Source organism: Streptomyces sp. NPDC030991, assembly GCF_055571235.1.
Genome location: NZ_JBVIFR010000041.1, coordinates 1 through 22,926, shown reverse-complemented (window position 1 = coordinate 22,926; position 22,926 = coordinate 1). Strand labels below are relative to the sequence as shown.

General features: G+C 71.6%; 18 protein-coding genes. 7 read left to right on the top strand and 11 right to left on the bottom strand.

Features of this window, described 5'->3' with window-relative positions; translation table 11 throughout:
- Positions 1 to 5: 5 nt before the first annotated feature.
- Positions 6 to 1,163: a hypothetical protein gene (locus tag ACZ45E_RS38730; RefSeq protein ID WP_468230932.1), complete on the bottom strand. Its 1,158-nt coding sequence runs from the start codon at positions 1,161 to 1,163 to the stop codon at positions 6 to 8.
- The gene (locus tag ACZ45E_RS38725) at positions 1,087 to 2,019 is read right to left on the bottom strand and encodes a phosphatase PAP2 family protein (protein WP_468230929.1); all 933 of its coding nucleotides are present in this window, start codon (positions 2,017 to 2,019) and stop codon (positions 1,087 to 1,089) included. Before ACZ45E_RS38725 ends, ACZ45E_RS38730 begins: the two co-directional genes overlap by 77 nt.
- Before the next feature lie 246 nt (positions 2,020 to 2,265).
- Here ACZ45E_RS38725 and ACZ45E_RS38720 point away from each other — a divergent pair, with 246 nt between their 5' ends.
- Positions 2,266 to 2,865, top strand: a complete 600-nt coding sequence (locus tag ACZ45E_RS38720) for a histidine phosphatase family protein (protein WP_468230926.1) — start codon at positions 2,266 to 2,268, stop codon at positions 2,863 to 2,865.
- A 170-nt stretch (positions 2,866 to 3,035) separates the two neighbouring features.
- Here the strand turns inward: ACZ45E_RS38720 and ACZ45E_RS38715 are convergent, their stop codons facing one another.
- A complete protein-coding gene (locus ACZ45E_RS38715) occupies positions 3,036 to 4,421 on the bottom strand; it encodes a tetratricopeptide repeat protein (RefSeq protein WP_468230923.1) in 1,386 nt (461 codons plus the stop codon).
- A gap of 343 nt (positions 4,422 to 4,764) precedes the next feature.
- Between ACZ45E_RS38715 and ACZ45E_RS38710 the strand changes: the two genes are divergently transcribed.
- Both ACZ45E_RS38710 and ACZ45E_RS38705 read left to right on the top strand, forming a co-directional pair.
- Positions 4,765 to 5,166: a hypothetical protein gene (locus tag ACZ45E_RS38710; protein ID WP_468230949.1), complete on the top strand. Its 402-nt coding sequence runs from the start codon at positions 4,765 to 4,767 to the stop codon at positions 5,164 to 5,166.
- A gap of 33 nt (positions 5,167 to 5,199) precedes the next feature.
- The gene (locus tag ACZ45E_RS38705; RefSeq protein ID WP_468230920.1) at positions 5,200 to 6,087 is read left to right on the top strand and encodes a spermidine synthase; all 888 of its coding nucleotides are present in this window, start codon (positions 5,200 to 5,202) and stop codon (positions 6,085 to 6,087) included.
- A gap of 26 nt (positions 6,088 to 6,113) precedes the next feature.
- On the opposite strand, the gene ACZ45E_RS38700 is transcribed toward ACZ45E_RS38705, so the two are convergent.
- Positions 6,114 to 6,707 (bottom strand): hypothetical protein, encoded by a 594-nt coding sequence (locus ACZ45E_RS38700; RefSeq protein WP_468230917.1) that lies wholly within the window; start codon positions 6,705 to 6,707, stop codon positions 6,114 to 6,116.
- Between the two features lie 109 nt (positions 6,708 to 6,816).
- Between ACZ45E_RS38700 and ACZ45E_RS38695 the strand changes: the two genes are divergently transcribed.
- The 3 genes from ACZ45E_RS38695 to ACZ45E_RS38685 all read left to right on the top strand — a co-directional run bounded on the left by ACZ45E_RS38695 (position 6,817) and on the right by ACZ45E_RS38685 (position 10,520).
- Positions 6,817 to 7,521: a response regulator transcription factor gene (locus ACZ45E_RS38695; protein WP_468230914.1), complete on the top strand. Its 705-nt coding sequence runs from the start codon at positions 6,817 to 6,819 to the stop codon at positions 7,519 to 7,521.
- Positions 7,518 to 8,915 (top strand): sensor histidine kinase, encoded by a 1,398-nt coding sequence (locus ACZ45E_RS38690; protein WP_468230911.1) that lies wholly within the window; start codon positions 7,518 to 7,520, stop codon positions 8,913 to 8,915. The genes ACZ45E_RS38695 and ACZ45E_RS38690 overlap by 4 nt, the downstream gene beginning before the upstream one ends.
- A 111-nt stretch (positions 8,916 to 9,026) precedes the next feature.
- Positions 9,027 to 10,520 carry a glycoside hydrolase family 18 protein gene (locus ACZ45E_RS38685; protein WP_468230908.1) on the top strand — a complete coding sequence of 498 codons (1,494 nt, stop codon included), beginning with the start codon at positions 9,027 to 9,029 and terminating at the stop codon, positions 10,518 to 10,520.
- A 76-nt stretch (positions 10,521 to 10,596) separates the two neighbouring features.
- Here the strand turns inward: ACZ45E_RS38685 and ACZ45E_RS38680 are convergent, their stop codons facing one another.
- The 7 genes from ACZ45E_RS38680 to ACZ45E_RS38650 all read right to left on the bottom strand — a co-directional run bounded on the left by ACZ45E_RS38680 (position 10,597) and on the right by ACZ45E_RS38650 (position 20,883).
- The gene (locus ACZ45E_RS38680; protein ID WP_468230906.1) at positions 10,597 to 12,246 is read right to left on the bottom strand and encodes a bifunctional aspartate transaminase/aspartate 4-decarboxylase; all 1,650 of its coding nucleotides are present in this window, start codon (positions 12,244 to 12,246) and stop codon (positions 10,597 to 10,599) included.
- A gap of 56 nt (positions 12,247 to 12,302) precedes the next feature.
- On the bottom strand, positions 12,303 to 14,006 hold the full coding sequence (aspT, locus tag ACZ45E_RS38675; protein WP_468230903.1) for an aspartate-alanine antiporter: 1,704 nt from the start codon (positions 14,004 to 14,006) through the stop codon (positions 12,303 to 12,305).
- A 13-nt stretch (positions 14,007 to 14,019) separates the two neighbouring features.
- Complete coding sequence (gene aspT / locus ACZ45E_RS38670) at positions 14,020 to 15,696, bottom strand: aspartate-alanine antiporter (RefSeq protein ID WP_468230901.1); 1,677 nt, start codon at positions 15,694 to 15,696, stop codon at positions 14,020 to 14,022.
- A gap of 100 nt (positions 15,697 to 15,796) precedes the next feature.
- The gene (locus tag ACZ45E_RS38665; protein ID WP_468230898.1) at positions 15,797 to 17,269 is read right to left on the bottom strand and encodes a GH1 family beta-glucosidase; all 1,473 of its coding nucleotides are present in this window, start codon (positions 17,267 to 17,269) and stop codon (positions 15,797 to 15,799) included.
- A 358-nt stretch (positions 17,270 to 17,627) separates the two neighbouring features.
- Positions 17,628 to 18,539: a carbohydrate ABC transporter permease gene (locus ACZ45E_RS38660; protein ID WP_468230895.1), complete on the bottom strand. Its 912-nt coding sequence runs from the start codon at positions 18,537 to 18,539 to the stop codon at positions 17,628 to 17,630.
- Positions 18,536 to 19,561, bottom strand: coding sequence for a carbohydrate ABC transporter permease (locus ACZ45E_RS38655; protein WP_468230893.1), 1,026 nt, complete (start codon positions 19,559 to 19,561; stop codon positions 18,536 to 18,538). The genes ACZ45E_RS38660 and ACZ45E_RS38655 overlap by 4 nt, the downstream gene beginning before the upstream one ends.
- Positions 19,558 to 20,883, bottom strand: a complete 1,326-nt coding sequence (locus ACZ45E_RS38650) for an ABC transporter substrate-binding protein (RefSeq protein ID WP_468230891.1) — start codon at positions 20,881 to 20,883, stop codon at positions 19,558 to 19,560. Before ACZ45E_RS38650 ends, ACZ45E_RS38655 begins: the two co-directional genes overlap by 4 nt.
- Before the next feature lie 253 nt (positions 20,884 to 21,136).
- On the opposite strand from ACZ45E_RS38650, the gene ACZ45E_RS38645 reads away from it, so the two are divergent.
- A complete protein-coding gene (locus ACZ45E_RS38645; RefSeq protein ID WP_468230888.1) occupies positions 21,137 to 22,192 on the top strand; it encodes a LacI family DNA-binding transcriptional regulator in 1,056 nt (351 codons plus the stop codon).
- Positions 22,193 to 22,926: the final 734 nt, after the last annotated feature.

Sequence of the window (22,926 nt, the reverse complement as noted above, 5' to 3'; positions counted from 1 at the left end):
GGGGTTCAGCACCGGGCGGCTCCGAGCGCCTCGGCCCGCAGTGCCGCCGCGCGCCGCAGCGCCGCCACCGTCGGGTCCGCCGGGTCGCCCGCCTCGCCGTGGGCGACGGCGAGCACCGCGTCGACCGTGGTCAGGCCGCCCAGCTCGGCCCGGAGCGGCCGGCCGAGGCTCGTCACCGCGCCCTGGGCCCGTGACCGCTCGCGGCAGTGGAACGCCAGCTCGCACGCGGCCAGGCACTCCGGCGCGTACGAGGCGGGTACCGATTCGACCGCCGCGGCCAGCTCGGCGGGGGGCCGGTCCGGGTCGAGGACGGTGCCGGGCGGCAGCTCGGCCGCGATGTCCTCGATCCGGGTCAGGCGCCGCAACTGGCGCCGGGTCACCGAGAGCTGCTTGCGGACGTCGACGGCGGACGCGGCGGGCAGGTTCGAGAAGTCCTTCGGGCAGACCAGGACCACCCGGTCGCGGACCCGCCCCGCGCCCTCCGGCAGCCGGTCCGCGACCTCCTCCAGGGCCAGCACGTACACCGCGGCCTGACGCGCGGCGGCGCCCACCTTCGCCGCGTCCGCCGCACCGTCGATCATCGGGAACGACTTGATCTCGACGACCGTCCAGCTGCCGTCCGGGTGCACCACCACCGCGTCGGGCTCCAGGAACGCCGGGCTGCCCGCCACGTCCAGGGCGAGCATCGGGTGGTCGAGGAACGTCCAGGTGCCGGGGGACTCCACTGCCTCGCGCAGCGCGAGCGCCGTCCGCGCGGTGCGGCCCTCGGGCCCCATCGCCGACAGATCAGGAGCCCGTACGAGCTCGGGGACCGGCTCCGGGGCGCCGCCGTCCACGCGCGCGTGGACCAGGTGCAGCAGCTGGGAGCCGCCGTCCGCCTTGACCCGGGCCTCGAACACGTTCCCCCGGGCCAGGGCGAACTGGGACTGGCCGAACGCCGAGGGCGAGCCGAGCGCCTCCGCCAGGCGGGCCTTGTCCACGCCCGCGCCGTCGAGGAGCGCGCGTCTGTCGCACCCCGGGTTCGCCGCCAGGGCGGCCAGGGCGCGGGCGTCCAGCGGGCGCGGCGGATTGTCGGGGCCGCGCACCTCAGCGAGCTGGTGCCGCAGCCCCGTCGGCTGTGTCGTGCGCCGCGGCGGCCTTGCGCTGTCGGGGAATTCGCTCACCCGGGGAAGTCTGGCACTCTCCACTGACAATCGAGGAGGGTGGGGCGGAAGGGACCGGCCGGAAGCCGATCGCGACCATGGCGTTCACCCGGTCCTTGATACGCGCCGCGAGCAGCGTCACCGGCTTCGTCAGGAGCAGGCCCGCGCCCATCACGGCGGCCCCGGCGAGCGCGTCGAAGAAGTAGTGGTTGGCCGTGCCCATGACGACGACCGTGGTGATCACCGGGTAGGCGACGCCGATGGCCTTCGCGTACGGGCCGCGTCCGTTGCGCCACACCATGACACCGCACCACAGCGCCCACCCGACGTGCAGGCTCGGCATCGCCGCGTACTGGTTGGTCATGCCGCCCAGGCCCTTGGGCGCGCTGGCCGCACCGCCCCACCAGCCGTACGAGCTGTACTGGGCCATCGTGTCGACGAAGCCGTGCCCGGCCGAGAGCAGCCGGGGCGGGCAGGTCGGCAGCATGGTGAAGCCGATCAGGCCGATCAGCGTGGAGGTCATCAGCCAGGTCCTGGCCGCCCGGTAGAGGTGGGCGTGGCGGCGGAAGAGCCAGATCAGGACGGCCGGGGTGACCACGTAGTGCAGGGAGGCGTACCAGAAGTCGGCGGGGACCCCGAGCCACGACTCCCGGGTGAAGAGGCGGTTCAGCGGGTGTTCGAGGTTGAGGTGGACGGCCTTCTCGGCCCGCAGGATCGCCAGCCCGTGGTCCACGGCCGTGCTCACGTCGCCACGGGCGAGCAGCCGGCCCGCCGAGTACGCCCCGTAGACGAGAAGGATCAGGGGGAGCTCGGTCCACCACCGGAGCCCGACGTCTGGTATGGCCTCCGTGCGTGGTGCATGGTCGATCTGCGACATTCGGGCCGCTCCCCCTCTTCCTCGTCCGGCGGCCTCCGGCCACATTGCTCACCCTAAGGTGTATGTGGGTCGCTGCGTGGGTGACCCTCGACCCTCGTAGACGCGAAGATCAGTCACCGGGTTGCCCGAGCGGCGTTCCCCAATCCGGTTACGCGATGATGGACGGGGCGACGATGCCCGTTCGCCCCCTGTTCACCCCGTACGTCCGGTAACTCCGTACGCCTTGTCGCTGTGAAAGGTCCCCGCATGGCACCGCGCATTCTGTTGGCCCGACACGGACAGACGGCTTGGTCCCTGTCCGGACGGCACACCGGCAGGACGGACGTCCCGCTGCTGGAGGAGGGCCGGCGCGGCGCGAAGCTGCTCGGCGAGCGGCTGCACGGCTTGCCCTACGACGGCCTGGCCGGGGCCGAGGTGCGGACGTCGCCGCTGGTGCGGGCGAGCGAGACGTGCGAGCTGGCCGGGTTCGGGGAGCGGGCCACGGCGTGGGACGCGCTCATGGAGTTCGACTACGGCGCCTACGAAGGGCTCACCCCGGCACAGATCCAGGAGCTGCGGCCCGGCTGGTTCATCTGGCGCGACGGCGTCCTCGACGGTGAGACGCTCGCCGAGGTGACGGCGCGCGCCGACGAGGTGGTGGCCTGGGCCCGCTCCGCCGACCGCGACGTCCTGGTCTTCGCCCACGGCCACATCCTGCGCTCGATCGGCGCGCGCTGGCTGGGGCTGCCCCTGGACTTCGCGTCCCGGATCCGCCTCAACCCGACGTCGCTGTCGGTGCTGGGGTGGGCGTACGGGGAGGCGGCGATCGAGAGCTGGAACGAGACGGGGCACCTGGCGGTGGGCTGAGGCGGGTTCGGGTCGGCCGCCGCGGGGGTTGTGTTCGTCGCCGGGTGCGGGCCCGGTGGGGCTTCTCGCGCAGTTCCCCGCGCCCCTGAGAGGCGCACTCCGTGCTCCCTCTCAGGGGGCGGCGGCGCAGCCGCATGCTTCCGGCCCGCGCCCGGCGACGGACCGGTCCGCTATCGGCGGGACGCCGCGTGCGCCTCCAGGAAGGCCGCCACCCCGGCCGCCCGCCGATGAGGAAGAAGGACGCGCGCCGTGGTCGCCAGCATCGACTCGATCCGCGACGAGCGCACGTCCCGGAGCAGGCCGAGCGCCCGCGACCCCGCGGAGGCGGCCTCGTCCGGTTGGCCGGAGCGGGCCAGGTCGTCCGCGAGCTCGGCCGTGTACAGCGCGGTGTTGCGGGTGAAGTGCGGGTCCTGCAACGCGACGGCGCGCCGGGCGTGCCGGGCCGCACGCCGCCAGTCGCCCAGCGCCGACCAGCACTGCGCCTCCAGGCCCTCCAGCTCGGCCTCGCCGTAGAACGACATCCACTCCGGGTCCGCGTCCGAGCCGCCCCGCGCGAACAACGCCTGCGCCCGCGCCAGCGACCGCTCGCAGGACGGCCGGTCGTCGAGCCCGGCCCAGCCGCCCGCCTCACGCAGCGCCAGCAGCGAGAGCAGGCGCGGCGATCCGAGCGGCGCCGCCACCCGGGTCGCGGCCTGCGCCGCCCGGACGGCCTCGCGTGGGCGGCCCACGTCCCGCGCCAGGAACGCCGTGTTGCAGAACGCGTGCGCCTCCAGCGCCTCGTCGCCCGCCATCCGCGCCGTGGCCAGCGCCTCCGCGTAGTGCGAGCGCGCGTCGTCGAAGCGGCCCGAGTCGTGGGCCAGCCAGCCGACGGAGACGGCCAGTTCACCCGCCCCGGCCCGGAGCCGGTCGGTGACGTCACGCTGCGCGGTGCCCTCGTCGAGCAGTTCGAAGGCGGCCCGCAGCGGGGCCGCCGCCCGCCGGTAGAGGCCGTCGGCGCCGTGCCGGTCGTCGAGCAGCCGGATCCGCCGGATCGCCTCCTCCACGGAACGGGTGCCGGACCGCGCCGGATGCCGGTCGAGGGCGGCGTCGGCCGCGGTGGCGCCCGGCGCGACGCCGAAGTGGGTCAGGGTGGCGACGGCCACGGTGGCCGTCGAGCCGGTCATGCCGGTCATGAATGCGCGACGCCGCACGTCGCTCTCCTCGTGGTGCGTGTGCTCGGTGGCTACGGGGCTTGCGGGGCGGCCCGCGGGCGGGCGGGCGCCGCGGCCGCGTACCGAGGCGCGGGGCGCGAACCCCAGGTCCGTGAGCGAACGGCCGGGGAACATGTGCAGGAAGACCCGCTCGTACGCGTAGTTGGGACAGCGGATCGCGCCGGACTCGACGCGCCCGATGTAGCGGGCGTCGCAGCTGACGCACTCGCCGATCTCGCGGGCCGCACGCCGTACCGCCGCCGCGAACTCGCCCGGGGAGCGCTGTCCGCGCAGCCGCCGGAAGGCGAGGTTCGGGCGCGGGGACGGCGGCGCCGGGGTGTCCGGAGGATACGGAGACGACGTCATGGGCGGGTCCTCCCGTGCGAACCGTGCCGGACGCCACGAGGGACGGCGGACCCGGGAGCCGGTGACGCCCGCGAGTCGGTAACCCCTTGTTCCGGCGAGGCTCGAAGGTACCGTCTGTGACGGAGCCGACACGCAGTGTTTGGCTACAAACCGGATATCTCACCCACGATCTGCCATGAACTGCCATCCTTTGCGGCGGCGTGCCGCCGTAGCCGTTGACGCCCACGAGCGTTGAACCATGCGGCGAAACCCCAACTGGCACCACTGCCACGTACGCGAAGAGCGAGGAGGGGCCGACGTGTTGGACGCCTCATACCCCACGACGTCACAGCCCGCCGAGTCGTTGTCGACGGCGCGGCACCACCCGACCGAGGAGAACAGCGCGCAGCCGCCCGGCGCCTGCGACCTGGTGACCGTCCCGTCCCGGCAGGGCCTGGAAGCGGTCGACATCCTGCGCCGCGGCAGCGCGGAGCCGGTCGGCCCGGTGGTGCACGACGGCGGCGCGACCCTCGGCTTCCTCGTCCCGCCCGGCACCGCCGACGGCTGGGACGTCCCCGGCAGCGCCTGTACGCAGACCCAGGGCCGGGGCCTCTCGCTCGCGCCGCCGGTCGAGGGCGCCGGCTGGCTGCTGCCACCGGCCCCCGACGACTCGTGCGACGCCGACCTGGTCACCGACCCGGCCGCGCTGCGCGCCGCCCTCGACGAGGCGGCCCGCCTGATCGAGGCCGCCGACAACTGCCGCTGAGCCGGTCCGCCGCCCGCCACGGATAATGGCCGGATGGCCAGAGCACGCGGGAACCAGGGACGCAAGGGCGAGCGGGACGGCCGGGGGGCCAGGGAGTCCGTCGTGCGGAGCGTCGACGGCGGGCTCGCCGAGCTGATACCCGACCGGGACCGGCCGGCCGGCTGGACGCTGCTCCTGGACGGTGCCCCGCAGTCGCACGTCGACCTCGACGACCCGGCCCACCTCTCCTTCGAGTACCAGCGCCGCATCGGTCACGTCCTCGACCTGGCCGCGGACCCGGGACGCCCGGTCCAGGCCGTGCACCTCGGCGGCGGCGCCTTCACCCTGGCCCGCTACGTGGCGGCCACCCGGCCCCGCGCCACGCAGCAGATCGTGGAGAGCGACGGCCCGCTGGTCCAACTGGTGCGCACCGAACTGCCGTTGCCGCCGGGCGCGCGTATCCGGGTCCGTACCGCCGACGCCCGCGAGGCCCTCGCGAAGCTGCCCGACGACTGGGCGGACGTCCTCGTCGCCGACGTGTTCAGCGGGGCACGCACCCCGGCACACCTGACCACCACCGAGTTCCTCACCGAGGTGCGGCGCGTGCTGCGGCCCACCGGCACCTACGTCGCCAACCTCGCCGACGGCCCGCCCCTGGCCCATCTGCGCGGCCAGATCGCCACCGCGGCGGCCGTCTTCCCCGAACTGGCCCTGGTCGCCGACCCCACGGTGCTGCGCGGCCGACGGTTCGGCAACGCGGTCCTGGCCGCGTCGGAGCTGCCCCTGCCGGTGGCCGAGCTGACCCGGCGCGCGGCGAGCGACCCGCACCCGGGGCGGGTCGAGCACGGCCGGGCGCTGGTGGACTTCACCGGCGGCGCCGCGCCGGTCACGGATGCCGTCGCGAAGGCGTCCCCGGCGCCGCCGCCCTCCGTGTTCCGCTGACCACGGGGGCGCTCCCGCCCGGCCCGTCAGTACGTCGCGATCTCCACGGACGGCTTGTGATCGTGCCAGGTGCAGAACGCCGACACCTTCTGCTCCCCGGACGTGAACTCCACCCGGATCCACGTCGACTGCTTCCACACCTGCACCGACCAGCCGGCGCTCGGCGTGGCCGACACCAGCGTCGCCGAGGACTCGCCGAGATCGAAGACGGCGCGGCCCCCGGCCGTCTCGTAGCTCCGCACGGTCCCGGACGACGCGGTGCCGGGCGGCGACGTGGTGGGCCGGGGCGAGTGCGACGGGGACCGGCTCGGCGCCGGCGGCCGCGACGACTGCGAGGGCCCCGGGGACCCCGACCGGGACGGCGTCACGGTCGGCGTGGGTTCGGGCCGGTGCGTGGAGGAGGAGAGCGGTGATGCCGAACCGGACGCGTCGGCGGCGGCCACCGGCAGCGCCCTCGGCGGGTCGTACGCCGTGCCCGACATCACCGTGTGCACACCCCACCACGACAGAGTCACGGCGGCCCCGGTGGCGAGCAGCCACGCCACCGAATGCACCAGGCCGCGGCGGAGCGGGCGCGGGGCCCGGGGCGGGTCCTGGGGCTCGGGCGGTGGTGGTGGCATCGGTTGCATCGCGGGCCATACTGCACCACGCCCGGCGCCCCTGTCCCATGGAACCCGTGGTCACCCGGAGGGAGGACCCTGATCGCCCGGATGGCGTACGGTGCCGCCCATGGCAAGTGTGCTCGTGGTCGAGGACGACCAGTTCGTACGCTCGGCCCTCATCCGGCACCTGACCGATGCCGCACACACCGTGCGCAGCGTCGGTACGGCCCTGGAGGCGCTGCGCGAGGTCGCTCATTTCCGTTTCGACCTGGTCATCCTCGATCTGGGCCTGCCGGACCTGGACGGGGCGGAGGCGCTGAAGATGCTGCGCGGCATCACCGACGTGCCCGTGATCATCGCCACGGCGCGGGACGACGAGACGGAGATCGTCCGGCTGCTGAACGACGGCGCCGACGACTACCTGACCAAGCCCTTCTCGCCCGATCACCTGTCCGCGCGGATGGCCGCCGTGCTGCGCCGCTCGCGCACCAGTACGACCGCCGAGCCGCCGTCCCGGGTCCTGCGGGTCGGGGGCCTCTCCATCGACCCGCTGCGCAGGCAGGCCGAGCTGGACGGCGCCACACTGGATCTGACCCGCCGCGAGTTCGACCTGCTGGCCTTCCTCGCCGGGCGCCCCGGCGTCGTCGTCCCCCGCAAGGAACTCCTCGCCGAGGTGTGGCAGCAGAGCTACGGGGACGACCAGACCATCGACGTACATCTGTCGTGGCTGCGCCGGAAGCTGGGGGAGACGGCCGCGCGCCCCCGCTATCTGCACACCCTGCGCGGGGTCGGCGTGAAGCTGGAGCCGCCGCGGCCGGAGCCGGCGCCGTGAGGTGGGCGCTGGTCAAGGTCTGTCTCGCGGTCACGACCATGGTGGTGGTGGCGTTCGCGATCCCGCTCGGGCTCGTCATCAAGGAGATGGCGCGGGACCGCGCGTTCTCCAACGCCGAGCGGACCGCGGCCGCCATCGGCCCCACCCTCTCCATCACCACCGACCGCGACCAGCTGGCCCGTGCGCTCGCCACCGCGCAGACCGGCGGCGAGGACCGGCTCTCCGTGTACGTGCCGGCCGCGGGCGACGCCCCGGCGATCACGCTCGGCCGGCAGCGGGTGCCCGCGGACGAGCTCGACATCAACCGCGCCAGGATCGACGAGGTCCCCGGCGGCTCCGTGTGGCTCCAGCCGATCGCCGTGAGCACCGGGAAGATCGCCGTCGTCGAGGTCTACGTCCCCGAGGCCGAGGTCAGCAACGGCGTGACGACCGCGTGGGTCGTGCTGGCCGGTGTCGGCATTGCGCTCATCATCGGCTCGGTCGCCGTCGCGGACCGGCTCGGCGTGCGGGTGGTGCAGCCCGCCCAGCGGCTGGTCGGCGCCGCGCACGAGCTGGGCGAGGGCAGGCTCGGCGCGCGGGTGCCGGAGGACGGCCCCGCCGAACTGCGCCTGGCCGCCGTCGCGTTCAACTCCATGGCCGACCAGGTCGTCCAACTCCTCGCCAACGAGCGGGAGCTGGCGGCCGACCTCTCGCACCGGCTGCGCACCCCGCTGACCGTGCTGCGGCTGAACGTCGCCTCGCTCGGCAACGGCACCGCCGCCGAGCAGACCCGGGTCGCCGTCGAGCAGCTGGAGCGCGAGGTCGACACCATCATCCGGACCGCGCGGGACGCCAAGCCGCAGACCGCCGCGGCCGGGCCCGGCGCGGGCTGCGACGCCGCCGAGGTGATCCGCGAGCGGATGGAGTTCTGGTCGGCGCTGGCCGAGGACGAGGACCGCAAGGTGCGGGTCGCCGGGGTCGACCGGCCGGTGCGGACCCCGGTGGCCAGGGGCGATCTGGTGGCGGCCCTCGACGCGCTGCTCGGCAACGTCTTCCGGCACACCCCCGAGGGCACCGCCTTCGCGGTCGACGTGCACAGCGGCGAGGACGCCGTGATCGTGCTGGTCTCCGACGCGGGCCCCGGCATCCTCGACCCGGAGGCGGCGATGGCCCGCGGCCGGGGTTCGGGCAGCGACGGCTCGACCGGGCTCGGCCTCGACATCGTGCGCCGCCTCGCCGAGTCGACCGGCGGCGACGTGCGTATCGGCTCCTCCGTGCTCGGCGGCACCGAGGTGCGGATCTGGGTGCAGCTCGACGGGCGCGGGCCGCTGGAGCGCGGCCGCGGCCGTGGACATCGGGGCCGGGAACGTAAAGGGCTGGTCCCGACCTTTAATCGCTCCCGATCCCTCCCTTAAGCCAACCCTAAGATCCGCAAGTCCCCGCCCGGTTGCCCGAATTGACGGATTCCGGCTCGCTAGCGTGCTGCCGCACCCCCAACACCCCCGTACAGCTAAGGCAGGCACGCGATGAGCAGCACCCACCGGCGCAGGGTCAGCGGCAGGAACAAGGCGATAGGCGGCATCGTCGCGGCGGCCGTCGTGGGCGGCGGCGCGTTCGTCTTCGCCTCCAGCGCGTCGGCCGCCTCCGTCGGCGCCGCGTACACCAAGACCAGCAGCTGGTCCGGCGGCTACACCGGCCAGTACGTCATCGAGAACGACACGGACCGGGCCCAGTCCGACTGGACGCTGGAGTTCGACCTGCCGGCCGGAGCCGAGCTCAGCTCGTTGTGGAACGCCGACTCGAAGGTCTCCGGCTCGCACGTGACCGTGCGCCCCGCCTCCTGGGACAAGGCGGGCATCGCCGCGGGCAAGTCCGTGACCGTGGGCTTCGTCGTCTCCGGTGACGCCGACCCGACCGGCTGTCTCATCAACGACGCCACCTGTTCGGTCGACGACGGCGCGACCCCGGAGCCGAGCGGCCGCCCGACGCGGACGGCGACGCCCACGCCGGGCACGACGGCCTCCGCGACCGCCACGGCCGAGCCGAGCACGACGGCAGGCCCGGGCGGGACGGCGACGGCGAGCCCGTCGGGGTCCTCCTCCGCCGGCACCGGCGCGGGCACGAAGGCGGCCGCCGGTTTCGCCCCGTACGTCGACACGTCGCTGTACCCGAAGTTCGACCTGGTCGCCTCCTCCAAGGCCACCGGCGTCAAGGAGTACAACCTCGCCTTCCTCACCTCCGGTGGCGACTGCACCCCGAAGTGGGGCGGCGTGAGCGACCTCGGCAGCGACGAGGTCGCCGCGCAGATCGGTGACCTGCGGGCCGCGGGCGGCGATGTCCGCGTCTCCTTCGGTGGCGCCTCCGGCACCGAGCTGGCGCTGGCCTGCTCCTCCGCGGGCGACCTGGCGGCGGCGTACCAGCAGGTCATCGACCGGTTCGAGCTCACCAAGGTCGACTTCGACATCGAGGGCGGCGCCCTGCCGGATACGGCCGCCAACACCGAGCGGGCCACGGCCATCGCGACGCTCCAGAAGAACAACCCCGGCCTGAACGTCTCCTTCACGCTCCCGGTGATGCCCGAGGGCCTCACCTCGGACGGCGTGAACTTCCTGAAGAACGCCAAGGCCAACGGCGTGACCACCGACCTCGTCAACATCATGGCGATGGACTACGGCGCCTCGTACAGCGGCGACATGGGCACCTACGCCGAGCAGGCCGCGACCGCCACCCAGGCGCAGCTCAAGAGCGCGCTCGGCCTCTCCGACGCGGCCGCCTGGCAGGCCGTCGCGATCACCCCGATGATCGGCGTCAACGACGTCTCGTCTGAGGTCTTCACGGTCGACGACGCCACGCAGCTCGTCTCCTTCGCCAAGGAGAAGGGCCTGGGCGGCCTCTCGATGTGGTCGGCGACCCGCGACAAGGAGTGCGAGGGCGGCGCCGCCAACTCGGCGCAGCCGACCTGCAGTTCGGTCGAGCAGTCGGCGAACGCGTTCCAGAAGGCGTTCGCCGCGTTCAAGTAGCCACTGCGAGAACGGGGGTCACGGCCCCGGCCGGCGCTCCGCGGAGCGAGCCCCCACCCGGCCGGGGCCGTCCCTGTCAGCCCTTCGACGCCTGCCACTCCTGCGCGTAGTCGTTGAAGATGGCCCGCAGGTGGTGGCCGATCTTCAGGTAGTCCAGGTCGTCGAGGTTGGCGAGGGAGACGCGCACGGACCACTGGGGGCCCTCGAAGCCGCCGCCGTTGAGGAGGACCACACCGGTCTGGCGGGCGAGACGGAACAGCGGGTCGATCGGCTCGTAGTTCGCCTCCAGGAACGCCGCGAAGTCCGGGCCGTGCTCCAGCTGGGCCTGTGCCATCAGGTCCAGCTCAATGTAGTAGCCGGCCCGCTGCGGATCGTCGGCGATCTTCATCTGGGCGCCCTCCAGCAGGAGTTCGAGGCGGCCCCGGACGATCGCGCGGATCCGTTCCTTGTACGCCTGGCCCTCGTCGAGCATGTCGAAGAGGGAGAACAGGCTCAGCATGACCTGCTGGGGGAGCGAGAGCCCGGCCGTGTGGTTGAGGGCCACCTGCCGGGAGTCGGCGACCAGCCGGTCGATGAACCTGAGCTTGCGCGGCTCCAGGGTGAGCGTCCCGTACCGCTTGTCCAGCCGCTCACGCTCGGCCTGCGGCAGCGCCGCGATCCGCTCGTCGATCACGTTGTCGTCGTGCAGCCCGATCACCCCGAGCCGCCAGCCCGTGCAGCCGTAGTGCTTCGAGTACGAGTACACGAGCAGCGTGTTGCGCGGCAGGTCGGCGGCGATCGACCGGAAGCCCTCCACGAACGTGCCGTACACGTCGTCGGTGACGATGAGCAGGTTCGGGTTCTTCGTCGCGACGATGTCCTTGATCTGGTCGGTGACCCGCCGCGACAGCGCGAGCGACGGCGGGTTGGAGGGGTTGACCAGGCAGACCAGCTTGATCTCCGGGTCCTCCAGCTTGGCGACCTCCTCCGTCGGATAGCGCCATTCGCGTACGCCCGCCTCGGCGAACAGGCTGGCCTCCACGTACGTCACGTCGAACTCGTACGTGTCCAGCTCGGGGATCTCGATGTACGGCGTGAAGACCGGCACCATCAGGGCGATCTTGTCGCCCTTGCGCAGGATGCCGTTCTTCATGAGCGAGTCGAAGATGTAGCACATGGCGGCGGTGCCGCCCTCGGTCGCGAAGTACGAGAAGTCACCGGGCGGCGGCTGCTTGTCGAACATCTCGTCGTCGACGTACCCCCGGACGATCTCCTGCGTGTGCGGCAGGATGCGGTCGGGCACCGGGTAGTTGTCGCCGACGGAGCTGTCGGTCAGCTCGTGCACGAAGTCGTCCTTGCCGAAACCGAACCGCCGCACCGCCAGCTCCACGCAGTCCCGCAGCAGTTCGATGCCGGGCAGGTCGGGGTGGCGGCGCACGAACGTGTCGAAGCGCTCGCCCGAGCCGACGAGCTCCGGCATGCCGCCGAGGTTGTCGGCCGTCCACACCCGGCGCGACTCGGACAGCGCGAAGTAGCCGAGCGCGTAGAACGCCTCGCGCGGCCCGGTCGCCGTCCAGTTCGGGTTGCCGCGGCCCGCGTTGAGCATCTGGACGCTCGACTTGCCCTTCTGCCCGGGCTGGTCGGCCTGCGCCTCCTTGGCGAGGTCGATGAAGATGTTCTTCAGCTCGAACGGGGAGAGCTGCGCGTACTGCCGGATCTGCTCGCGGCTGAGGGTCGTCTTCGGCATGGTCTTCCTTACGTCCTTGAACGCTTGCGGGGCAGGCGGGGATTGTCGGACAGGCCCTAGTGGTGGAGCAGGACGATCACGGCTCCCCAGATGGTCAGCAGGACGTTCCCGACGGCGTACGGGATCGTGTAGCCGAGGGTCGGGACCTGGGACCGGGACGACTCGTTGATCGCGCCGATCGCGGCGGTCGTGGTCTGGCCGCCCGCCAGGACACCCATCAGGATCGGGAAACGGATCTTCTGGATGTGGTGGCCGACCAGGAAGCCGACGATCAGCGGGAGCACGGTGGCCACCGCGCCGAAGAGCAGCAGCCCCCAGCCGGCCGTCGACAGGCCGGAGGTGAAGCTGGGACCCGCGTCGATGCCGACGACCGCGACGAAGAGGCAGAGCCCGAGCGTGTCCATGAACCACTGGGCGCCGGGCGGCACGTTGCCGAACGTCGGGTACTTGCCGCGGATCCAGCCGAAGACCAGGCCCATGATGAGCGCGCCGCCGGACGTGGACAGCGAGATCGGCACGCCGCCCGCGGTGAGGGCGGGGATGCCGATGCAGCCGCCGAGGAAGATGCCGAGGCCGACCCAGATCATGTCGGTCGCGAAGGAGGTCGGCACGGGCTTGCCGAGGGCCTTGCCCGCCGGGTCCACCAGCCGCTTGGGGCCGGTCAGGACCAGGGTGTCGCCGCGCTCGACCGTGGTGGAGAGGCGGTACGGGAACTCGGCACCGGAGCGGTAGATCCTGTCGACGAAGACACCGACCATGAACGGCTCCCTGCGCAACTCGCCGATGCTGCGGCCGAGTTGGGCCTTCTCGGCGGCGACCACGTGCAGCGTCTCCGTCCGGTAGCCGAGCAGTTCGACGTCGTCGGTCTCCGCGCCGATGTGCGTCCGGGCGTCGTAGTCGACCAGCGAACCGCGCAGCGCGCTCAGCGCGACGACGTCGCCCTCGCGCAGCACCGTCCGCTGGTCGTGGTCGAGGATCCGGCCGTCACGGCGGACCCGCGTGAGGTAGATGCGGTGGCCCAGCTGCTGTTGCTGCCGCTCGAAGTCGTCGATGGTGCGGCCGACGACGTCCGGACGCTGGATGGTGTAGGCGCGCAGCACGACCTCGTAGTAGCCCTCGTGGAGATCGGGGTCGTCCTCGGGGGCGTCCAACTCCTCGGCCAGCGCAGCCGATTCGGCGGCGAGGTCCTTGCGGTACAGCTTCGGCAGGACGTTCGCCAGGAGCATCGCGCAGAGGATCGTACCGAGGGGGTACGTCACCGCGTAGCCGATCGCGACGAGGTTCGCCTCGTTCTTGGCGGCCCCGGCGGACAGGCCCGGCAGGTTGCCGATGGCGTCCTGGGCGACACCGATCACGGCGGACTGGGTCAGGGCGCCGCCGAGGAGACCGGCGCTCAGCCCCGGCCCGTAGCCGAGCAGGGCCGCGAAGCCCCAGCAGACCAGCAGGCCGGTGACGCAGACGACGACCGCGTTGACGACCTGCGGCAGGCCGTCTTTCTTCAGGCCGCGGAAGAACTGCGGGCCGACCTTGTAACCGAGGGCGAACAGGAACATCGTGAAGAACAGGTTCTTCACGGTTCCGTCGACCGTGACCTTGAACTGGGCGCCGAGCAGCAGCCCGGCGACCAGGCAGCCGGTGACGGCGCCGAGCGCGATGGCCTTGTAGCGGATCTTCCCGAGGAGGAAGCCGAGCGCGACGGTGATGAAGACCAGCAGCTCGGGGTGGGGCTGGAAGATGTTCCGGTTGAGGAAGTCGATCACGTCCGGGCCTCTCTCAGGAACCGAGGATGCCGACGAGTACCGGGCCCGTCAGGGGGAGCAGGAAGTTGGAGAGGGCGTAGGTGATCGTGTAGCCGAGCATCGGCACCGACGACTGCGCCACCTGGGTGACGGCGGTGATCGCCGGGGTCGAGCACTGCTGGCCCGCGATGGCGCCGATCAGCAGCGGCGGCTCGATCTTGAGGAGCTTGCGCCCGACGAACAGCGAGAGGCTGGCGGGGATCAGCACCATCGCGATCCCGGCGAACGGCAGCAGCGCCCCGTACTCCTTGAGCAGCGGCCAGGCCTGCGGCCCCGACACCAGGCCCGTGCAGGCGATGAAGACCGCCAGGCCCATGTCCTTGATGGTCGAGGCGGCCTGCGGCGGGAACGCGCCGAACGTCTGGCTGCGCGAGCGGAACCAGCCGAAGAGGAGCCCCGAGATCAGGCAGCCGCCGCCGGTGCCGAGCGACATCGGGATGGAGCCGAACTTGACGACGACCTGCCCGAGCAGGGAACCGGCGGCGATGCCGAGCCCCAGGTAGATGAAGTCGGTGGAGTCGTTCTTGACGACCGAGCCGAGCTTCTCGACCAGTTTCCCCAGGCCCGAGCGGGCGCCCACCAGGGTGAGGACGTCGCCGCGGTGCACGACCGTGTCGCCGGTGGCGGGCAGGTCCGTGTCGGCGCGCGTGACGTCGGTGACGTAGACGCCGTCCTTGAGGAACTCGGGGTTCTCCCGCTGGATCTGGTCGATGGTCTTGCCGTCGTCGGACTTGCGGGTGACCGACACCTGGCGGCTGGCGAGCGGTGAGTCGAGCCCGGGCACGCCCGGCGTCTCGGGGCCGATGAGCCGCCCCGCCTCGATGGTCTGCGCCCGCCGGCCTACGACGAGCACCAGGTCGGAGAGGGTGAGGGCGAGGCCGGGGGCGGGGGTCAGGACCTTGCTGCCGCGCTTGACGGACTCGATCGTGACCCGGTCGTCGAGGCCGGACTCCAGATCGCCGACGGTCCGCCCGTCGGCGGTCGTGACCAGGAAGGTACGGCCCACCATGCCGGGCAGCGCGGGCCGCTCGTCCGACTCAAGGCTGCCGCTGCTGCGGGTGCGCTCCCACAGCTCGCGCGCCGCGTCCCGCAGGTTGATCCGCATCATCATCGGCATGATCTGGCTCGAGTACAGCACGATCGTGATGAGGCCGAAGAGGTAGCAGACGGTGTACGCGGTGGCGACGTTGCCCTGGTACTCGCTGATCTGCTGGGCGGTCAGCCCCGACAGCTTGCCGATGGACTCGGTGGCCGTGCCGACGACGGCGGACTCGGTCGCCGCGCCCGCCAGGATGCCGGAGGCGGTGCCGACGTCCAGGTCGAACCACTTGGCGAGGGTGAGGGCGATGCCGATGACACAGACCAGTTCGATGCCGCACAGCGCGAAGAAGCGCAGGCTCTTCTTGTTGAGGTTGCGGAAGAACTGCGGCCCGGCCATGTAGCCGAGGGCGAAGATGAACAGCGCGAAGAAGACCGTCTTCACGTCGTCGGAGACCTGGGCCTTGGTCCAGGCGCCCAGGAGCAGGGAGACGATCAGCGTCCCGCAGATGCCGCCCAGCGTCAGGGGCCCCACGCGCAGCTTTCCGACGAGGTAGCCGAGCGCGAGGCTCACGAACAGGACGAGCTCCGGGTGGTCCTTGAGTACGCCCATGGCGCCTCAGACCATCTCAATAGCATCAAAAGGTGGCATAGCCGAAAAAATACGGGCCGGTACGTCACCTCGCCATGTGACGTACCGGCCCCGCGAGCGGCTACTGGCCTGTGGGCAGCCCCCCGCTGCGGGCGACCTGCGCGTACCAGGTGGCGCTCGACTTCGGGATGCGGGCCTGCGTCTCGTAGTCGACGTAGACGGCGCCGAACCGCTTGCCGTACCCGTACGCCCACTCGAAGTTGTCCAGCAGCGACCAGAGGAAGTAGCCGCGGACGTCGGCGCCCCGGTCGATCGCCTCGTGGACGGCGCCGAGGTGCGCGTGGAGGTAGCGGACGCGGTCGGGGTCGTGGACGTGGCCCTCGGCGTCGACCGCGTCGTCGTAGGCGGCGCCGTTCTCCGTCACGTACAGCGGGACGCCCGGAGCCTGCGCGGTGTAGTCGAGGAGGAGGTCGGTGAGGCCGGTCGGGTCGACCGGCCAGTTCATCGCGGTGACCTCACCGGGCGCGTGGTGGAAGAGCACGTCGTCGGCGGCCGGCCAGGGGGAGTGGTCGCTGGCGCCGTGGCCGTCCAGCCTGGGGCCGTCCTGGTCGGTGCGGGGACCGGAGACGACCGCGGGCGTGTAGTAGTTCATGCCGAGGAAGTCGAGAGGCTGGTGGATGGCGTCGGTGTCGCCGTCCCGCACGAACGACCAGTCCGTCAGGCGCGCGGTGTCGGCGATCAGGTCCTCGGGGTAGGCGCCCTTGAGCAGCGGCCCGGTGAAGACGCGGTTGGCGAGCGCGTCGATCCGGCGCTTGGCGTCCAGGTCGGCGGGGGCGTCGGTGAGCGCCCGCACCACGCTCGGGTTGAGGCTGATGCCGATCTGCGCGCGGGCCGGGAGCACGGCGTGCAGCGCCGAAGTGGCGAGCCCGTGGCCCAGGTTGAGGTGGTGCGCGGCGCGCAGCGCGGCAGCGGGGTCGGTACGGCCCGGGGCGTGCACCCCCGACGCGTACCCCAGGAAGGCGCTGCACCAGGGCTCGTTGAGGGTCACCCAGCTCTCGACGCGGTCCCCGAGCGCCTCGCCGACGATCCCGGCGTACTCCGCGAACCGGTACGCGGTCTCGCGCTCGGGCCAGCCACCGGCGCTCTCCAGCTCCTGGGGCAGGTCCCAGTGGTAGAGGGTCGCCATCGGCTTGATCCCGTGCGCGAGCAGCTCGTCGACGAGGTTGCGGTAGAAGTCGAGCCCGCGCTGCACGGCCGGGCCGCGCCCGGTGGGCTGCACGCGCGGCCACGCCACGGAGAAGCGGTACGCGGTCAGGCCCAGGTCCGCCATGAGGCGCACGTCGTCGCGCCACCGGTGGTAGTGGTCCACGGCGATGTCACCGGTGTCGCCGTTGGCCACCTTCCCCGGGGTGTGGCTGAAGGTGTCCCAGATCGAGGGCGTCCGCCCGTCCTCCCGCACAGCGCCCTCGATCTGGTACGCGGCGGTGGCCGACCCCCAGAGGAACCCGGCCGGGAACCGGGTGATCGCGGGGGCGGCGGTGGCGGTGGCGGTGGCAGTGGTGGCAGCGGGGCCGGTGTTGTCAGTGGTGGTCATAGGAGCGCTCCCATGGGGTGGTGGAGGGACGAGGGCGCGGCGGTGCGCCGAAGGGGTTTGGGGGTGCGGGGCGCGGCGGTGCGCCTAAGGGGGAGGGGGTGCGGTGGGTGCGCGGCCGCGGGTCGGCGGGGGCTGAGCGCGCAGTTCCCCGCGCCCCTGAGAGGCGCACTTCGTGCGCCCTCACATGGGGCGGCGGCGCAGCCGCACGCTCCAGGGGCGCGGGGAACTGCGCGAGAAGCCCCACCGGGCCCGCACCCGGCGACGAAGCGAGAGAACCCGCGGCGACGCCCCGCACCCGGCGACAAAACGAAGGAACCCACGGCGGCGATCCGCAGCAGCCCCGCGCAGAACCAGCCGGCTACCCCTTGACCGCACCCTGCATGATGCCGCCGACGATCTGCTTGCCGAACAGCAGGAACGCGATGAGCAGCGGCAACGTACCGAGCAGCGCCCCCGCCATGATCACCGAGTCGTCGGGGATGTAACCGGTGCCCAGCGCGTTGAGGGCGACCTGGACCGTCGGGTTCTCCTGGTTCAGGGCGATGATCGGCCACAGGAAGTCGTTCCAGGCCATGACGAAGGTCAGCAGTCCGAGCACGGCCATCGCGGGGCGTGCCGCGGGGAAGACGACGTGCCAGACCACGCGCAGACTGCTCGCGCCGTCGACGCGCGCCGCCTCGATCAGCTCGCTCGGCAGCGCCTGCACCAGGTACTGCCGCATGAAGAACGTACCGAAGGCGCTCACCAGCGTCGGCAGGATGACCGTCTGCAACTGGTTGGCCCAGCCCAGGTCCGACATCCACAAGTACAGAGGGACGACAGCCAGTTGGGGCGGGACCATCATGGTGCCGATGGTCATGAGGAGCAGCGTGGTCGAGAACCGGAACCGCAGCTTGGCGAAGGCGAACCCGGCGAGCGTGGAGAACAGCACGGTGCCGACGGTGATGGCGCTCGCCACGAGGATCGAGTTCCACATGGCGGTGCCCATGCCGGCCTGGGTCCAGGCGGTGTCCAGGTTCTTGAACAGATTGCCGCCGAACCAGAACGGCGGGGGCGTCTGCGCGAGCCGGGTGTTGCTGCGGGAGGCCGCGATCGCCGTCCACAGCAGCGGGGCGAGCGAGATCACGGCGAACAGGATCAGGGCCACATAGGTGATGGGCCCCGCGTGCAACTGCTTGCCCGCGCCCAGGATCCGCCGGCGCGTGGGAGGGCCGGCCGCGCCGTCCTTCGCCACCGGCGCGGGCGGTGTCACATCGCTGATGGTGGTCATTGGGATTTCCTCAGCCGTCGGGTGACCAGCAGGTTGATCGCGGCGATGATCAACAGGATCAGGAACATCGACCAGGCGATCGCGGACGCCTTGCCGAGGTTGCCGACGATCCAGCCCTGGTCGTACATGTACAGGCCGAGCGTCTGGTACTGGTGCTCGGACCCGCCCTTGGTGCCGCTGACTCCGCCGAACAGCAGGGGCTCGCCGAAGAGTTGGGTCGCGCCGATGGTCGAGACGACCACGGTGAACAGGATCGTCGGGCGCAGCATCGGAATGGTCACGTGCCGGAACTGCTGCCAGCGGTTCGCGCCGTCCAGCGCCGCCGACTCGTACAGGTCGGCCGGGATGGCCTGCATCGCGGCGAGATAGATCAGCGCGTTGTACCCGGTCCACCGCCAGATCACGATGGAGGAGACCGCGAACTGCGAACCCCAGTCCGACTCACGCCAGTTGACCGGGTCGATGCCGACCAGGTCGAGCGCCCAGTTGATCATTCCGTTCTCGGGGGAGAACAGCAGGACGAAGACGAGTGTCGCCGCCGCCACCGAGGTGGCGTACGGGGTGAGCATGATGACGCGCCACACGGTCGAGCCGCGCAGCCGGTAGTTGAGCATGTGCGCGAGCCAGATCGCCACGACCAGCTGCGGCACCGTCGACAGGACGCCGATGGAGAACGTGTTCTTCAGGGCGTTCCAGAAGAAGTCCGACTGGAAGAGGTTCGTGTAGTTGTCCAGGCCCGCCCAGGTCTGGCTGTCGAGGGACGACAACTGCACGTGGTGCAGGGAGTACCAGGCGGTGTACAGCAGCGGCACCAGTGAGAAGGCGCCGAAGATGATGAAGAAGGGGGAGATGAACGCGTACGGCGACGCCTTCATGTCCCAGCGGTACAGCCGGCTGCGCCAGGAGGAGGGGCCCGGCGGGGTACCGCGACCTTGAGCGCCCCGCGCCGCGCCCGGCTCCTTGGAGCCGGGCGCGGCGTCGGCGCTCGCGGACTTCGCGAGAGCCTGGTCGGAGCTGGTCACTGGCCGAGCACGTCCTTGACTTCCTTGGTGGCCGCGTCCCAGCCCTGCGCGGGCGACTTGCCCTTCTGCTCCACCTGGAGGATGCCGGTGTCGGTGATCGCGGTGAGGATCGGCTGGTCCTTGACGCCGTGGTACGCCGTCGGGATGGTCTTCGCCGCGTCGGTGAAGATCTGCGTCATCGGCGCGTTCGAGAAGTAGGCGGTGGTCTCGGCCGACATCTTCAGGTCGCCGTACGCGTCGGTGCGGGACGGGAAGCTGGCCTGCTTGGCGAAGACCTTGTCCTGCTGCGCGGGGTCGGTCAGCCACTTGGCCAGGGCGATGGCCTCCTTCTGGTGCTTGCTCGCCTTCGGCACACCGATGAAGGAGCCGCCCCAGTTGCCGGCCACGGGCGCGGGCGCCACGTCCCACTTGCCCTTGCCGGCCTCACCGGACTTCTCCTGGATGTAGCCGATCATCCACGGCGGGCAGGCCACCGTGGCGAACGTGCCGTTGGAGTAGCCCTGGTCCCACGGCTTGTCGAACTGCTTCAGCTTCGCCGACATGTCGGAGGTCGCCGCCGTCATCGCGTCGTTCCAGGCCCGCTTGACGCCCGCCGACTTGTCCCAGACGACGTTGCCGTCCTTGTCGTAGTACTGGGTGGTCTCGCTGCTGATCGCCGCGTTGTAGACGGAGGCGGCGGAGTCCACGAACTTGGTGCCGCTGGGCGCCTTCTTCATGTACTGCTTGCCGAGGTCGACGTACTTGCTCCAGTCGCCCTTCCACAGCTTGCCCAGTTCGTCGCGGTCGGTGGGCAGACCGGCCTTCTCGAAGAGGTCCTTGCGGTAGCAGAGCGCCATCGGGCCGATGTCCGTGCCCAGCGCGATGGTCTTGCCGTCCTTGGTGGTGGACTGGGCGTTCTTGAAGTCCAGCCACTTGGACTTGTCGACTTCCTTGCCGATGTCGATGAACTTGTCGGCCTGGGTCTGCACGGCCTCCGAGATGTTCCCGATCTCGATGGCCTGGATGTCGTCGGTACCCGACCCGGCCTGCAGACGGGTCAGCGTCTTCGGCCAGTAGACGTCGGTGCGGGTGGTGACGTTCTCCTTGATGGTGATGTCCGGGTGCAGCTTCATGTACTCGTCGTACAGGCCGGCCTGCTTGTAACCGAAGGTGCCGAAGGTGCCGACCGTCAGAGTGGTGGCGCCGTTGCCGCCGGCGCCCCCGCCCGAGGCGTCGTCGGAACCGCCGTCGTCATCGCTCGCGCATCCGGCAAGCAGCCCTGTGGCCAGGGCGGCGACGACCGCGAAGGTCATCGCGCGTCGGGACGTACGGGCAGTGCGCATTGCGTCCTCCAAGTGCTCAATTGCTCTAACGTGCCAAATCCCGGCCAACTGCTGTGCTGGGCCCGTTCGTTCGCGTGCGGCTCGGGCGGGAAACGTGCGGCTTCTGTATGCGTCCACTACGGTGGGAGCGCTCCCATGTGTGATGTGTTGAAGGGTCGTCGCTCGGCCCGGGGGTGTCAAGAGACTCGGCAGCGACAACTTGCCGCGGTTATCGGGCTGTTAGATTCCGCGTGACACATGGGAGGTAGGAGTCATGGCGGCTCGCGGCACTCACAGCAGGCGTCCCACTCTTGAGGAGGTCGCGGCCCGGGCAGGCGTGGGCCGGGGCACGGTCTCCCGGGTGATCAACGGGTCGCCGCGGGTCAGCGACCGCACCCGCGCCGCGGTCGAGGAGGCGGTCGAGGAGCTCGGCTACGTCCCGAACACGGCGGCCCGCGCCCTCGCGGCCAACCGCACGGACTCCATCGCCGTGGTGGTTCCGGAGGCCGAGTCCCGGTTCTTCTCGGAGCCGTACTTCTCCGGCATGGTCGGCGGCGTCGGCGTGGCGCTGGCCGAGTCGAACCTTCAGCTTCTGTTGACCTTCGCCCGCGGTGAGCGCGAGCAGGACCGCCTCGCCGCGTACCTCGCCGCCCACCGCGTCGACGGCGTTCTCCTCGTCTCCGTGCACGCCGACGACCCCCTCGCGGACCGCCTGCTCCAGATGGACATCCCGACCGTGATCAGCGGCCCCCGCTCCGCCGACGAACCGCTGCCCTCGGTCGACACCGACAACTTCGCGGGCGCCCGCTCGGCCGTCGGACACCTGACCTCCCGCGGCCGCCGCTCCGTCGCCATCATCACGGGACCGCTCGACGTGTACGGGGCCCAGCGCCGCCTCGCCGGGTACGAGGCCCAGCTGGCCGCGGACGGTATCGCGTACGACGAGAAGCTGGTGGCGTACGGCGACTTCACCGAGGAGGGCGGCCGCCGCTGCATGGCCGAACTCCTGGAGCGCAGCCCCGGCCTCGACGCGGTCTTCGCCTGCTCCGACCTGATGGCGTCCGGCGCCCGCCAGGTGCTGCGCGAGGCCGGCCGCCGCATCCCGGGCGATGTCGCCCTGGTCGGCTTCGACGACTCGGTGATCGCCCGCCACATGGAGCCGGGCCTGACGAGCGTGCGCCAGCCCACCCGCGACATGGGCCGCGCGATGACGCAGCTGCTCCTCGACGAGATCGCCCTGGCCGCCGACGGCAAGCGCTCCTCGGCGCGGCGCGGTGCGGAACGTCATGTGGTGCTGCCGACCGAGCTGGTGATCCGGGCTTCGTCCTGAGGGGCGGTTCGATGTGCCGGCCGGCTTTACGGGGTATGCCGGCTTCGGCGACATTGGACATGGTGCTTCACTCGACGAGCCGGGCCACGCAGCTGCCGGCATCGACACGCTGATCCATCGCCGACGCGCTCGGCGTCCTACTCCGCGACCTCGTGTGAAGTGGGCGGCGGCGTTCCTTCCGCCGTCGCGCCGCCGCCCGCCCGCATCCGAGGTCCGGGGTGCGGGGGTCTGCGAGGCGACCCCGGGGGCCGCCCCTTTCCGGCTCGGGTCCTGGCCGAGGTACCGAGCCGGGCACGGCCCGCGGTGCAGCACGGGCCGGTGTTTCACCCCTCCGGCATGACCAGGCCGGCGGCGGGAGTCTTCAGCGGCCGCCCGGGGTGCAGGCCCCGAGCGACCGCCGTACCCGCCGCCGGACGGGGTAGCTCGGCGGCGGGGTCTCAGTCGGCTTGCGTCTCGCCCGGCCGGGGTGCCCAAAGAGTTCCGGGTCGGATGCCCGCACTGTTCGTATGGCCGGTGTAGAAGTTCGCGTGGTCCCCGCCGTGACCCTCCAGCCGTGTGCAGCGCAGCGTGTCGTCCGGCTTCCGGATGAAGCACACACCAGGGATCGGTACGAATTCCGGCTCCGGTTCCTGCATCAGGACTAGGTCGTTTCTGATGGCTCTTGGACGGTGTCGCGGAGCCAGATGGCGATCGCTGCGACGGTGAGGGTGCCGTTGAAGATGTAGTCGCGTTTG